Genomic DNA, 14,507 nt, shown 5'->3' with positions numbered 1-14,507 from the left:
GGCGCTTTTATTGTTTGACATGATCGATCAGTTCTTGAGCACGCCGCCGACCGCTACGCCGGTGCCGAAGATCAGCGCCTTGGTCAGGAAATCATTGTTGTCCCGCGGCGGCGGTTCATCCTCGCGCACGACCTCGCGGTTGCGCCTTTTCTGCACGAACTGCTGTTGCCGGCGCGGCTTCTGGGCGTACTGCTTCTTGCGTGGCTTTTCCGCCACCGGCTTCAGCGTGCGGGCCTTCTGCACCACCTGTTTCTTCTGCTTGTCCACTCCGGCCTGGTCGGCCTCGTGCTTGGCACGAACGGCCTCCATCATCGGGTCCGTCTGGATAACCAGGAACGCCAGTTGCTCGCGCGTCAGGAAGGTGGTCGGAGGCAGCCCGTTCCCCTCTTGCCAGTCGCCGATCGCTTGCCGGGTCTTGGCGCCAATATTGCCGTCAACGCGGCCAAGCTCGTTGCCCAGCGCCTCGACCCGCAATTGCAGGTCGATGCGGCCCTGGCGATCGAGACCGATCGCGTTCTCCGTCGCCTCGGTGCCCAGCACCTTCTTCATGTCGTCCGAAATGCCGACCGAGGTGCGCACGGCAGAACCCGAGTTCGCTTCGTCGGCATCGAGCGCTGCCACCTGCCGTTCCTGGGCTTTCGGATCGTTCAGCGCATCGATGTTGAGCCGCGCCACCGTGGCGAAGCGGCCATTCGGGAACTGTTCGAGATAGGCTTCGTAGAATGGCGCGGTGTTGCGCTTCGAGGCCTCGTCCCAAAGCCGCTGCTCGACTTCCCACGGAGGCGGTTCGCTGGTGACGAGAGCAGGGGCGGGCGCTGCCGCGGCGTTCGCGTCATCGGCGGCCGGTTTTACCATCGGCGCGGCTTGGGCGGCCGGTTTGCCAAGGAAGACCTCGCGGCCCAGCGATGCGTTGTGCCATGGCCGCTGGCGGCCTTGCGTGGTCTCGGCCACTTCGCCGCGCACCCGCGTCAGCGCACTCTGGATCTCGACGCCGGGTTCGGTCAGGTGCCTGGCGAGCGCGGTCGAGTAGGGGCTGTCGACGCCGTTGCCGTCAAAGGCGATGGCGCCCGGGTCGGTGGCATAGGCAATCAGGATGCCGCCGGTGCCGACGCCCTCTGATTTAGGGTCGATCGGCGCCAGGCCGGTGCCCAGCGCGGTGGAGCGGGTCTTCGGCATCGCGGCCGCCAGTGTGCGTGCCAGCGGATTGTCGCGGCAGGCATCGAGGATGATGACGCCGACCGCCGGGTCGGGTGGCAATGCGGCCATGAAGTCGTCGATCTGGACGGTGCGGGTCTTGAGATAGGCAGGTGACGTCAGTTCGGCGTCGACCGGGATCAAAAAGTTCTTGCCGTCGACCTGCATGCCGTGGCCGGCATAGAAAATGACGGCGAGGTCGGCATCGTAGGACTGCTCGGTGAATTTGCTGATCAGGCTGTGCATGCCGGCATTGTCCTGGTCGACGCCCTCGATCACCTCGAAGCCGGCATTGCGCAGCGTCGATGCGATGAGATGCGCGTCATTGGCCGGATTGGGCAATTCGACGGCATGGACGTATTTGCTGTTGCCGATGACCAGCGCGACGCGTTTGACGCCACCGGCATCCGGCGCCGCCGCCTGGACGGTGCCAAGCGCGGTCAGCATTAACAGAAAAAATCCGCTCAAAAGGACGGCAAACGCTTTCATGGGATCGGCCCTCCGCCCCAATGGGGCGCGTTATTGATGGCTGCGCATGCTAAATTTCACCAGCGACTGTATCGCTTCTGCCAAAATGGCTGTTGGGGGTATGTGATCCCAGCCACAGTTTTGGTTCACAAGGACCCAAAAACCTTCCCAAATATCCGCAAACATACCATTCGCCGGCCTCAGAACAATCGGCTTGGCGAAAGCCGGGGCGAACTGCCAGCTCTAGCCCGGCTCAAGAGTATTTTGGATCGAGCCGACCAGTGCCGTTATCGCCTGCTTGTATTTTTCGAACTCCGGCGATGTCTGGCGGACTTCCGTCGTCGTCTGCTGGCCCGCATCGGTGGTGGCGGGCGTCGGCAATTTGCGGCCCATCTTCCGTTCCGCCCAGTCGACGACGTAGCTGGCGGTCTTGCCGGCAAGAAACGGGTTGGCCTGGATAACGGACGAGCCGAGCACGGCGCTCAACTGCGCCGATCCCGGCGACGCCAGCACCTGATGGGCGCCTTCCATACCGAGGAAATGGCAGAGATAGAGCCGGCCGGCGGTGATCTGGTGGCCACGCGCCTTGAGATAGGCTTCGCCCTCGCGCGCCAGATTGCGCACCATCTCACGCGAGATGGTGGCGTCGTAGCGCAAAGCGAGCAGGTCTGCGGTCGACAGCGAGCGCGCCAGTTCGGGACGATAGGTGTTCATCATCCGGATCCAGGTCTTGGATATGAACTGGCCGGCGCCTGTCGCCGAAGACAGCGGGTTCTTGGCCCGCGCGCTACCGCCCGATTCGACGTGGACGATACGGTCGGTCAGCGTTTCGACGGCGGGATCGCTGGAAGTGACGGCGATTGCAGCGGTCACTGTTCCGAGCGGATCGATCGCCTGACCGCTCTGATAGAGTTCGAAATGCAAATGTGGCCCGGTCGACAGGCCGGTGGTGCCGATATAGCCGATAATGTCGCCGGCCTTCACCTTGGTGCCGACACCGCTGGCAATGGCGAATTTCGACATATGCGCGTAGCGCGTCTCGCGGCCGCCGCCATGGGCGATCTTGACCACATTGCCGTAGCCGCCGCCGTCGCCCTGGAAGATGATCTCGCCGTCGAAGGCTGCTGCGATCGGGGTCCCCACGGGTGCTGCCCAGTCGACGCCCTTGTGGATGCGAACAACGCCCAGGATCGGATGCTTGCGCGGCCCGAAGGTCGACGTCATGACACCGTTGACCGGCGTCACCATGCCGTTGGCCACCGTCAGCGAGCGCACCTGGTCATCGCCCGAGACGCAGGAAAACTGGCCGTCGCCCTGCTGGAAAACGAAACAATCCAAGCTCTTTTGCGTGCCTTGGATACCGACATAGAGCACCCGTCCGTCGGTCTCGTTCTTGCCGCGCGGCGTCTGCGAATAGATCAGCACAAGGCGCTGGTCCTCGCTGGCGAAAGCATCCAGATCCTGTCCGCGCGACAGATACATAATGGCTTCGCCGATGATGCCGCTCGGCACATTGTTGCGGGCCGCCGTCGAGTAGATCGCGTCGAGCAGGCGGTATTGCCGTTTCTGCGTGCCTTCGGTCTCGGCGCCCGAATAATTGAACAGGTCCTCGCGCACCCACGGGTCGACGCCCGACACGAAGGCGCCCACCGCGTTGCGTGTCAGCGTGCCGACAAAGACGTTCCTGGCGTAGATCGAAACCTGCATCAGCGACATCGTCGTGGTCTCGCGCGTCGGCCTGAAGCCGCGCATCGCCACGACATAACCAGGCTGCAGGCCGTCCTTGTCGAACAGCGCCTTCAGCGCCTCGCCGGCAAGCTTTGCGTCGTCGGCGGAAAAATGCGCATCGAGCGCCACGCTGTCCAGGCTGCGGTCGTTGAGGATTTTCACGAAAATGTCCTGGGTCGCCTCGAAGCGCTGGTATTCCGAGCTGACGGTGGCAACGCTGGTGTTGTTTTCGACCGCTGTCTTCTGAAAGGCGGGGAGTGCTGCTTCGCCCTCATCGATGGTCTCGCCCCAGCCGGCCTCGGGGTCATCGGCCGCCGCCGATGCACCCGGAGCGACCTGCGGGTCAGGAGCTGGGCCGGAGGCCGCCGGAGCCCCGTCCGTGCCGGGCGATGGTTGAAGATCGTTCTGCAGGTCATTCTGCGGATCGTTGGGCTCGGCGGGTGGCGCGACCGCGGTCTTCCGCTGCGCCTGAAAGAAGGCGAAATCCTCTTGCGTCGAGGGGATCGTCGTCATGAATTTTTCGCTGGCGCTCAGCATCACGTCGGAGAGAACCATGATCTGAGGGGAGATGCCGGCCTGGTCGAGCTCCGTCGGGCGCGGCATCCCGCGGCTCTTGGCAGCGCCCGCCTCCGGCGCCAGTGTGATCCACATCGGGTCGCCGGCAAGGTCGATGATGGCCGGCACATAGACCGATGCGTCGGCCGGCACGTCGTCCGAGCCTTCGACGGCGTGCAGTTCCTCGTCTTCGTCGCCGAACGACCAGTAGTCGGCGGTAAGATAAAAGCCGGTGGCAATCGCGGCGAGGACGATTGTCGCCAGGCCAGCCGCCAGCCCGATCCAGATCCTGCGCCTGCGCAGCGCGGCGCGCGCCTGCTTCTTTGCCTTGAAGCTGGTGTCGATGCTGTGCGTCACGGCGCGCTTCCGGTCAGGAAGAAGGTCCAGCGCACCTGTTCCTGGGTGTCGACTTCGAGAAACTTCGCCGCGATATGGCCGCGCTGCCAGCATTCATCGATGCCGCGGATCGAGAACCGCCGCCGCTCGATGCACATGTCGGTGGAGCCTGCCAGAATGGCGTGGCCGAACACATCCGTCGCGTAGATGTAGATGTAGCGGTTGGTCAGCTCCTCGCGTATGACGTTGACGCATTGATTGGCGCCGATGGTCCACCAGCCATCGGTCTGGTCGGCATCGTCGACCTTCTGGCCGACGGCAAGATTGACGACGTCGAGCGTCTGGTTGCAGACGGTGAATTCGGCGCGCGCTTGCCCGGTGGAAAGAAGCGCCAGCAACAGCGTCGCGACCGCGCTCGCGGCGAGCTTCACCCGCACGTTCCGGGCAAGCAGGACGGGATCTCGGCGACGACGTTGCATCGGCGTCGGTGCTAGCCGCCGAGGCGGAAATATTTGGCGGTCGCCGAAAATGCCGAACTCCTGGCGCCGATCTCGTCGAGTATCCTGGGCAACAGCACCGAGGCCGGCGTCGGCGTTGTGAAGTCCGCCGCCTTAATGTCCTGCGGCCCGGTGATCACCATGATGATCTGCGGCAACGCCTTGCCAGCCGCCTTGTCGGCGGCGCCGAGCCCGATCGGGATCGAGAAGGTCGCCTTGTCGGCTTGTACGACAACATGGTCGTCGAGGTTGAAGGCGATGCCCCTGTGGTCGATCAGGAACACGCTCGACACCAGCCCGCCATGCGTCACCAGCGTGCCGTCGATCGGCGAGCCGTCCGGCACCGATGTCTGGTCGAGGACAAGCTGCGGCCTGTCGGCCGTGCTCGCGCCCATGAAACGCAGGAAGCCGGTGATCCCGCATTGCGGGGGCTGGATAAGGCGGACGCTGATATCCGGCTCGACATGGAACTTCGCCTGGAATTCCCCAAGCAACTGTTCGAAGGGTGGCACCGACGTGCCGAAGCCCTCGATCGCGACACCCTTGTCGGCGGCCGACGTCACCGTCGCAAAAAAACAGTCACCACCATTGAAGGCGCGTACCCAGGTGACCCGCTCCGCGGCCGCATCGGCCGGTGGCGGCACCTCCGGCTTGGGCACGTTCATGGCAATGTCGGGCTCTGCGGACTTGTCGGCCTGCTCGCCGCTGGCGATATTGGGCCGGCTTGGGTTGGGCTCTGCGGTCGTTTCAGGCGCCTGCGTGTCCGGCTTGGGGGCCTGCGTGTCCGGCTTGGGCGCCTGCGTGTCCGGCTTGGGCGCCTGCGCGGTCGGTTCAGGCGCCTGCGCCTTGGGCTCGGGCGGTTGAGCGGTGGGTTGCGGCGCCGGTGCTGTGGGCGTGGGTGCCTGGGTCGTTGGTTCAGGTGTTTGCGTGGCCGGCGCTGTCGCCTTGGGCTCTACCGGCGGACTGACAGGCTCGGGGTTCTTCGCGGCATCGGACTGTGACGGGCCGGATGGCGGTTGCAGCGCGACGGTCTTGTCGATTGGTGCGGCCGGCAGCGGGGCCGTAGCGCTCGACGCGACTGGTGGCGTCGGCTGCGGCTCGACCGGCGCTTTGGCCTGATCTTCAGCCGCAGTCTCCGCTGGTTGCGTCTTTGGCACCGTCTTCTCGACCGGCGCAGTGTCCGGAACGGGCTTGTCAGCGACGATCGGCTTTGTCAGTTCGGGTTGGAGCGGCTTGCCGGGGTCGGTGAGGCGAGGCCGGTCTCCGAATCCCACGATACCCGATGCATAGAGCCCTCCAAGCGATACCATGACCACCGCCGCCAGCACCGCGATCGTCAGATTTCTGCCTGTAGTAGCACGCTTCGGCGGTGTGCTTGCTCGCTTGGGAGTTTCAGCAGCCGGTTTCGGCTGCGACAGGTGCGCCGGGCGCACGTGCGGCACGAAAGACGGCTCCGCCGTGCCGCTTGGCGGGGCCGAACCGAAGCCTTGGGCCGGCGAGTCCCCGATCTTGGAGACAGGCCCTGCGGTCTGCCCGGTTCGCGGCAGACCGGGCCGGGGCGCGAGCGATGCCGGCGGCAAGGTCGCGTCGCTGTCGTCGCGCGTCAACCGGGCGATTTCGGCCATGCTGGCCGGTCGATCATCCGGGTCAGGCTGCAGCATCGCTTCGACGATGTCCCTGAAATCGGCATCGATGCCGGAGAGATCAGGGACGGTCCGCCGTTTTTCGACGATCTCGTATTGCGAGCCGCCCATATCGATCGGCTTGCCGCGCAGCGCCGCCGCCAGCACCAGCCCCAGGCTGTAGATGTCGGACTGTTCGCTGACCTCGCCGCCATAGAGCCCGAGCTGCTCGGGGGAGACGTAATTGTATTTTCCGGCAAACTTGCCGCCGATCAGCGTCTCGCCACCGACCGCGGCCGATCGCGCAATGCCGAAATCGATGATCTTTGCCCGCTCGACCCGGCCGCCCGGCAGGATGATGTTGTCGGGCGACAGATCGCGGTGGATGGCGCCGGCCTGGTGCACGGCGCTCAGGCCCGAGGCCAGCCGGTGGCACAGTTTGCGCACATCCGGAGTCGCCATCGCCCCGCCGCGCATGACGTCGTACAGCGACTGGCCGTCGACGAATTCCATCGCCAGATAGGGCCGCCCGATGCCGGGATCTATGGTGAAGACGTGGTAGCGCACGACCGCGTCATGCGACAGATGGTTGAGGATCGAGGCTTCCTTGCGAAACAGCGACAGGATCGTCTGATCGCGGGCGAATTCCGGCAGCACGATCTTGATCGCGACATGATCGCCGGTCTGGATGTTGTGGCCGCGATAGACTTCGCCCATGCCGCCCGACGCGATGCGTTCGTCGAGCTCGTAGATGCCGCTGAGCTGCGTGCCGACGCTGGTATCCGCCATGTTGGGCAATAGCCGGGTCTTGTCGTCGGAGCTCATCGGTCGTGGCCTCCTGCTCGGGACAGGCCATTGCCTTTGTCTCTGATCTTGACCAGAACGATGGTGACGTTGTCGGTGCCGCCGCGCTCAAGCACCATGGAAAGCAGCTTTTCGCAGGCAGCCTGCGGCGCTGCCGAGAGCACTGCTGCCGCAATTTCCGCGTCACTGACATGCGCCGTCAGCCCGTCCGTGCTGAGGATGAAGATGTCGCCGGCAAGGGTCTCTCCCTGCTGGAAGTCGATGGCGATTTCGTCGTTGACGCCGATGGCGCGGGTGATGACGTTGCGGCGCGGCCAGTTCTCCGCTTCGGCTGCGCTGATCGCGCCGCTGTCGAGCAGTTCCTGCACCTCGGTGTGGTCGCGCGAAATCTGCGAGATCGCGGCGTTGCGCACGAGATAGACGCGGCTGTCGCCCGACCACAGGCAGGCGAACCTGCCGTCCATGGCCAGCAGTGCGGCAACGGTGGAGCCGATGGTCACGCCGCGTGAGCGCGAAATCCGGCGAATCTCGGCATGCGCCCGGTTCAGCCGATCCTCAAAGCGGGCGCGCAGATCCGGCGCCGAACTGGCGATGCCGATCGTCGCCAGATGCTCGACAATGCTTGCCGAAGCGACTTCTCCGGCCTCGTGCCCGCCCATGCCGTCGGCCACCACCCAGAGGCCGATCTGCGGCTCGACCAGAAAGCTGTCCTCATTGTGGTCGCGCACGCAGCCCTTGTGGCTCACGCCGTAGCTCTCAAAGGCGGCATCGTTCACTTGCCTACGCTCCGCAACGCCTTGGCTGACGTGCCTGGCCAGTCTGCCACAGCCCCATTCATTAGAGTATCGAAATCTAAGCCGCTGATGACGGACCGTGTGGTGCCGCCGCTGTCTCTGCGTCCTGCAATCGCTGGTCCTGCCATGCAATTCCCCATCAGAAAGCCTTCGGACAGCTGAACGCGGAGAGCGCCGGCAGCGTGAACGGATTACCGTCCTCCCCGGTCTTGATCGTGTAGGCGACATCGCGCCCGCCGATGAGGAAATGCGCTTCGAGACTGTCGCCATTGGCGGTGACCTGCCCCTTGTCCAGCAATCGTTTCAACGCCCAGGGACCGTCGAACTTGATTGCGGACTCGCGGCCGGGCAGCTCCGGCGTCAGGCTGAGACTGGCCGAACCGGTCTTGCCCGGCCACGGAATCAGGCCCGGCGTGTTGCCGGCCTGGGTGGCCTGCAGCACCTGGCCGTCGATATTGAGCAGCGCCATGTCGGCATCGCCATGCAGCGACAGCGGCGTGAAGGTGATGTTGATCGACGGCACCGGCCCGCCGAGCGGAAAGAAAGCCGCGCGGATTTGTGCCGCGAGCTGAAAGTTCTTCAGCGTCGATTTCGCCAGATTGCGGCCGAACCTGGTGTCCTGCTTCCAGTCCCAGTCCTGGCCGCTCATGTCGACCAGCGACGCCAGGTTCTGCGCGAAGAACCGGTCGAGAACCCCGCCTGGAGAAAACAATCTGGCAAAATCCGCCATGGCGACATCGTCGGTACCGGCGGGGGCGAATGGAAAGCGCCCGGCAATCATCTCTTCGCACGGACGGCCGACGGTCTCCTCCAGCATCTCGTTGAGATGCGTGGTCGATGTTTCGGCGACGGTGCCCTCGAAATCGTCCGCCGCCGCGCTCACCATCCTGGCCAGCGCCTTCGGCAGCCGCGAAGCATTGGCGCGCAACGTCGAGATCTGCAGCTGCAGATTGGCGTTGGCCTGGTCCGTCTGGGCGGGGACATCGGCGGCCAGCCGCACGCTCTGATAGATTTCGCGGAAATTCTGGGTGAGGGCGTCGAGCGGCCGCTGCCCCGGCGCCCCGGCCACCAAAGCCTGGAAAGACCGGAACTGGGCTTCGATGTTGGCGCCGGGATCCTGGTTCTGCGTACTGACAAAGGCGGTCCCGGCCCTGCTCTGCGATTTGCGCGCCGCAAGCTCGATGCCGATGCGGGCGAGGCCCTTGGCGCGTGCCGCGATTTCCTGGCCGCTGTCTTGAGACGGCGCAACCGGATTGCGCTCTTGCGTCAAAGCTGTTTCGCGCGCGATCGCCTCGAACAGCTGCATCAGCGGCGAACTCGGTGATCCCGCTGCGGACAGCGCCAGATATTGCGGTTTGTCGGCGGCCATTGCCTTGAACTTCAACCTGTCGAGCACCTCGTTCCACGCCGCCGCAAAGCCCTTGCCATAGCGATCGAGCAGCTCCGGGCCGAGCTTGAGCAATTCCTGGTCGAAACCGCCTTGCTCGCCGCTCGAGCCGATCACCCATTGATCGTCGACCAGCGCCTGCGCGCTCCTGGCAAGTTGCGCCAGATAGAAGTCGAAGCCGGCATGGGTGTAGAGACCGGGGACGCGAAGGCCGGCGAGATCGTTTCCGTCATTGCGCTCGAACAGCATCGGCGCCTCCGCGCCGGCTTGCGATGACACCGAAAAATCGTCCAGCGCCGCCGCATAGGTGGCCGACTGGATGAGCGCGGTGGCGCGATCGGCAAGGCTCATGCGGCCGAGCGAGCGCTGGGCGGATTCGACCAGCCCGCGGTTGAGTTCGAACGAGGGATCCTGGTCATCGTCGAGCGCCAGCATGGCGCGCAAATGCTTCTCCAGTTGCGCCCGGCCGTCGCGATTGTGGGCGCCGGGATAGCGGTTCTGTTCCCAGTCCCGCTTCAGCCAGGTGACGACCAGCTCGTCATCTACTTTCGGCGCCTTGCCGCCTAGCATCAGGTAAATCTTCAGCGGCTCGTACAGCGCCATCGGATCGGCCATCCTGGCCTCGATCGTGCGTTCGAGCTGGAACAGCAGGCGCGAGCGGAACATGCGCTCCAGCCCTTGCCGGTAGGCAGTCTCGGAAGCCGAAAGGATACGCTCACGCTGGCTGAGGCCGAACGTCGCCGTGGCCGGGGTGGGCTGGTCTCTCGTATCGTAGCCGGCCGGCAGGCCGCGCAGCGCATCGAGCGCGCCGATGACGGTTTCGAGGTCGGCATCCAACACCGTCGTGCTGGCCAGCAGCGGCGCGGCTGTCGCGCGGTATTGGCCTGCCGCCTGGCCGGTCGCGGCGACCAGCGATTTGTTGGTCGTAAAGCTCAGGCCGAGAACGCCAAGCGCGGCGATCGCTATGGCCGCGATCGCTGTCAGGCCGGCGTAGCGGGCGATCGCAACGCGCCTGTCGGCCGCCCTGTCATAGGACACCCAGCCGGACTCGGCGAAAATGACGCGGCTCAACAGATCGTGCAGGAAGAAGCTTTTGCCGGTGCCGGAAAGATGCGCCTGGGCATTCCTGCCGAAACTGCGGCCTATGCTGCCCAGCAACTGGTCGATCGGCGTGCCTTCCTGCGTGCCGGAAGAAAAATACAGGCCGCGCAGGGGGGCGTTCAGCTGCTTGCGCGTCGGCTCGAAAACGCCCTCGAGGAAATGCACGATCCGGCCTTTCAGCGCGCCGAGCTGCGCGGCGAAGCCGAAAATGGCGATGCGCGCGACCGGATCGGTCTCCGCCTGCAGCCGCTCGCTCATCTCTTCGGTCAGGCGCTTCACCAGCGCGTCGAATTCGGCTGGCGCTTCCGCGACCATGTTCAGGCCGCGCTCGGCGGTCTGGAAGGTCGCGCCCCACACCTTGCGCCGGCGTGCTTCGTCGAAACCGCCGAAATATTCCATGAATCCGGAGACCAGGTCGGCCTTGGTGAACAGCACATAGACGGGAAAGCGGACCTTCAGGACTTCGTGGATTTCCTGCAGGCGGCTGCGGATCTCGGCGACACGGGCCGCCTGCTCGCCGTCCGCCATCAGATCGGCAAGGCTGATCGCCAGGATGACGCCATTGATCGGCTGACGCGTCCGGTGCCGCTTGAGCAGCGACAGGAACGCCAGCCAGCTTTTGCTGTCGGTCCGTGCATGGGAATCCTGCGTCGTGTAGCGCCCGGCCGTGTCGATCAGCACCGCCTCGTCGGTGAACCACCAGTCGCAATTGCGCGTACCGCCAACACCCGCCACCGGCTGCGCCTGGCCCGACCCGGCAAGCGGAAAGTTCAGGCCGGAATTGACCAGCGCGGTGGTCTTGCCGGCGCCCGGCGGGCCGATGACGATGTACCAGGGCACGTCGTAGAGGAAGTTGCGCTTGCCGCTCGATTGCCTGAGCGTCGCGACCGCTTCATTCATGCGAGCTTCCAGCACCTTTGCATCGCTGCCGTCATCCTCGGCGCTGGCCATGGCAGCCTCCAGCGCCTTCTGCGCCTTGCGCCTGCGCCAGAACCGGATTGCATAGATGATCGCCACCGTTCCGACGACGATGCCGATGATCGCTGCCCGCAGCCAGATGGGATCCAACGGCCGGGCGCCGGCAAAGCGGATTAACGGGCCGGCGTACCAGACCGCGGCGGCAAAGCCGGCGAGCGCGAGCGCGCTGAAGATGCGCAGCAGCCAGCCGGTCACAGCATCTCCTCCCGCGGGATCATTACATCGACACGGCGGTTTTTGGCGCGGCCCTCCGGCGTTGCATTGTCGGCGATGGGCTCGTCCTCGCCCTTGCCCTCGACCTTTGTCCGCGACGGATCGCTGAAATGCGCTGCGATCATCTTTTCCACCGACTGGGCACGTGCGACGGAGAGGTCGAAATTCGATTTGAAGGCGCTGGTCTTCTTCGGTTTGACGTTGTCGGTGTGGCCGACGATCCGGATCGGCCCGCGCTCCGCGTCGAGAGCCGCCGCGATGCTGGCGGCCACCGGCTCGAACTCCGGCTTGACCTCGGCTCGTCCCGACTGGAACAGCAGGGCGTTGCTGATTTCCACGATGATGAAATCACCCTTAGTGCCGACGCTGACGCCGCCGCCTTCGATCTCCTTGGCCAAGGCAGTGCGGATGCGATCGACCTGCGCAATCGTCGTTGGCGCTGCGACGACTTTCACCTCCTCGGTCAGCGGCACGAAACCGGTGCGCTCGATGGTGACCGGCGTCGCCGGATTGAGCGCCAGCAACTCGCCGGCAACAGCCTCGCCATTATGGGTGATGAGCACGCGCAGCGTGAAAAAGGCTGCGGTCAAAACTGCCGCGGTTGCAGCGGCTATGGCCCAGAGCGGAACCCGCCTGGAGCCTTGCGCCGATGTGACCGACAAGCCTTGCCAGCGCGGCGAGATGTCGTCGTCACCGAGGACGCGGAAATAGGCTGATGTCTCGTAGACGTCGCGGCGGACCCGTTCGAGGCTCTCGCGCGGCTGGCCGCGATACTGGCCTTCGAAGCCAAGCGACAGGCAGACATGCATCAGCTCGATGAGATTGCGATGAGGTTCCGGCGTCGCCAGCACCGTGTTCAGCGCCTGGAAAAAACCGGCGCCGGTGGGTTTGACCTGGAAGAAGCGCTGCAGCATGGCGTGCTGCGCCCACGCATCCCGGCTGGAACCGGGCAGATTGGCGACGATATCGTCGGCGGTTTCGCAAAGCACATAGCTGGCGATGCGCGCATCCTCTTCCGAGGTATCGGTCCTGGCGATCTTGCGGTCGAAATCCTCGATCAGGCCGGCGACATGCTGCGCCAGCGGCTCGGCCGGTCTTTCGACAGCCATCAGCCGCAGATGCCCAAGCAGTATCAGCAAGGGCGCCGCGGCAGCGACGATCGGGTTGGCCGCGCCATAATCGACGGCATCGCTGGCGCCGAGCAGCGCATCCCATGGCGTTTTCCCCGCCGTCCCGGCTGAGCCGTGAACGGGCGGATCGGCCGGCGCGTTGGCGAAGGGCGTTCCCTGATAGATCACCGTCCCCGTGACGTCGGACGGCGGCTGGCGGCCGGCGTTGGGATCGAAAACCGTGGGTTCCGGGACGCTGGCAGGGGCGATCACCGTACTGCCGGGGGCCGGCGCATCGCGGGCGAGAACCGTCTTTTGCTTGCGGCCGGGATTGGGGCGGCTGGGGCGGATGACGGTTTTGCCGGTCGGATCGAAAGGATCATCCTTCGAGCTCATCGCCGATCCCTGCCTCTACGCCCGCGCGCCGCGACGCACAGCGCCATGTCCGCGCAAACGCGGACCGCAGGACGCTATCTCGCCGTGACATGACATGTGCCGCAGACCCCCGAGGTCGACCAACCGTACCCGCGTGCTCAATCGTCGTATGTGATCGTAGTCTCAGAAGGTTGCGATGGAAACCCGGCGCAATTTTGGTGGCCGGCCCGTGCTCGGGTCGCCTTCACGGTGTCTTCAGCGGTGCGCGGGCTTAGCCCTTGCCGGTCTTCTGTTTGGCGGCCTTGGCATAGGCTTCACTGAAATAGGTGAGGAATATGTCCAGCATGCCGTTCTCGTGCGCTTCCTCCTTGGCCCGCCAGGTCGCGACCAGCGCGTCCCAGGCGCGCGTCTTCTTCGAGGCAAAGGAGGATGGCGGCAGTTTTTTCGCAATCGCCTCGGGCGACAGATCGTCAAGCAACCGCGACAGCGCTGCCTGCATGGCGGCGAAGGTGGCGAATTCATGTGTTTTGAGGTCGTGGAAAGCGTCTTCGATGCTGTGCCTGGCATCGAGATAGCCGGCCCTGCGCCGCGCGAACATGATGTCGAGGATTTCGTCTGTCCCGGGCACGAACTTCAGCGGATTGTTGTCGGCGGAATTGATCATGGTCCGGTCGCTGGTCTTGGCCAGGACTTTTGCAGCGGCGCGCGCCTTCAACAGCAACACCAGCTCGTCGACGACGATGCGCAGCACCGCGCCGATCTCGCCGGCTACCTCCTGCGGTTGGCGCAGCAAAAGCACCTCTGGCGGAATGCCGGCGCCGGCGGCAATCGCGCGCAGGATCTCGTCGGCTTGCTGCGGCCGGCTGGAGACCGAAGCGGGTGGCGCGGTCGGTGACCGTGGCGATGCGACATGGTCTGGAAAGGATCCGGCAACGGGCATCTGCCGTTGCGTCGAACCATGGCCACCGAAGGCTGGGTTCCCGTCATCGATCGACACCGAGACGATATAGCGGCCGATCCGGAGCCGGTCACCTTGCGCCAACCGATGCGGGCCGGTCAGGCGCTGGCTCGACCCGTTGACGAATGTGCCGTTGCGCGAGACGTCGTGGAGAAAAAAGGCGCCGCCTTCGTAGCGGATTTCGCAATGTCGGCCGGAGATGAACTTGTCCGGATCGGGCAAGGTCCAGGCGCAGTTCTCCCGCCCGATCTCGAAGCCGCGGTCGCGCGATGCGTAGCCGGGCGGCAGCCCGGCAGGCAGGACATCGACATTGCTGATCTGCAGACTGATGAACATGCGCTATGGACCGTCGACCGCTGCCGTTTCCATTGATCCGATGTGCCACAGT

At 64.9% G+C, this 14,507-nt stretch carries 8 protein-coding genes; all 8 read right to left on the bottom strand.

The features are described 5' to 3' along the window. Positions 1–27 precede the first annotated feature (27 nt). Complete coding sequence (locus tag X728_RS164900; protein WP_245261815.1) at positions 28–1,641, bottom strand: caspase family protein; 1,614 nt, start codon at positions 1,639–1,641, stop codon at positions 28–30. Positions 1,642–1,905: 264 nt separating this feature from the next. After that, on the bottom strand, positions 1,906–4,302 hold the full coding sequence (locus tag X728_RS164905) for a M23 family metallopeptidase (protein ID WP_023830364.1): 2,397 nt from the start codon (positions 4,300–4,302) through the stop codon (positions 1,906–1,908). Beyond that, on the bottom strand, positions 4,299–4,760 hold the full coding sequence (locus X728_RS164910; RefSeq protein WP_023667922.1) for a DUF1036 domain-containing protein: 462 nt from the start codon (positions 4,758–4,760) through the stop codon (positions 4,299–4,301). Before X728_RS164910 ends, X728_RS164905 begins: the two co-directional genes overlap by 4 nt. Positions 4,761–4,771: 11 nt before the next feature. After that, a complete protein-coding gene (locus X728_RS164915; protein WP_023830363.1) occupies positions 4,772–7,225 on the bottom strand; it encodes a serine/threonine-protein kinase in 2,454 nt (817 codons plus the stop codon). Beyond that, entirely contained in the window at positions 7,222–7,980 is a 759-nt protein-coding gene (locus X728_RS164920; protein ID WP_023687014.1) for a protein phosphatase 2C domain-containing protein, read from the bottom strand. The genes X728_RS164915 and X728_RS164920 overlap by 4 nt, the downstream gene beginning before the upstream one ends. A gap of 157 nt (positions 7,981–8,137) precedes the next feature. Beyond that, positions 8,138–11,659 (bottom strand): type VI secretion system membrane subunit TssM, encoded by a 3,522-nt coding sequence (gene tssM / locus X728_RS164925; RefSeq protein ID WP_023830362.1) that lies wholly within the window; start codon positions 11,657–11,659, stop codon positions 8,138–8,140. Further along, positions 11,656–13,182 (bottom strand): type VI secretion system protein TssL, long form, encoded by a 1,527-nt coding sequence (tssL, locus tag X728_RS164930; protein ID WP_023830361.1) that lies wholly within the window; start codon positions 13,180–13,182, stop codon positions 11,656–11,658. The genes tssM and tssL overlap by 4 nt, the downstream gene beginning before the upstream one ends. A 250-nt stretch (positions 13,183–13,432) precedes the next feature. Then, complete coding sequence (tagH, locus tag X728_RS164935) at positions 13,433–14,455, bottom strand: type VI secretion system-associated FHA domain protein TagH (RefSeq protein ID WP_023692193.1); 1,023 nt, start codon at positions 14,453–14,455, stop codon at positions 13,433–13,435. Between the last annotated feature and the right edge of the window lie 52 nt (positions 14,456–14,507).

Source organism: Mesorhizobium sp. L103C119B0, from assembly GCF_000502235.1.
Taxonomy (GTDB): domain Bacteria; phylum Pseudomonadota; class Alphaproteobacteria; order Rhizobiales; family Rhizobiaceae; genus Mesorhizobium.
The sequence above is the reverse complement of the archived record's forward strand: the minus strand, read 5'-3'. Positions and strand labels throughout refer to the sequence as shown.

Bases quoted from the DNA above. Each gene is read 5' to 3' on its own strand.
- X728_RS164900 (WP_245261815.1), bottom strand. From the start codon at position 1,641: ATGCTGACCGCGCTTGGCACCGTCCAGGCGGCGGCGCCGGATGCCGGT.
- X728_RS164910 (WP_023667922.1), bottom strand. From the start codon at position 4,760: ATGCAACGTCGTCGCCGAGATCCCGTCCTGCTTGCCCGGAACGTGCGG.
- X728_RS164915 (WP_023830363.1), bottom strand. From the start codon at position 7,225: ATGAGCTCCGACGACAAGACCCGGCTATTGCCCAACATGGCGGATACC.
- tssL (WP_023830361.1), bottom strand. From the start codon at position 13,182: ATGAGCTCGAAGGATGATCCTTTCGATCCGACCGGCAAAACCGTCATC.
- tagH (WP_023692193.1), bottom strand. From the start codon at position 14,455: ATGTTCATCAGTCTGCAGATCAGCAATGTCGATGTCCTGCCTGCCGGG.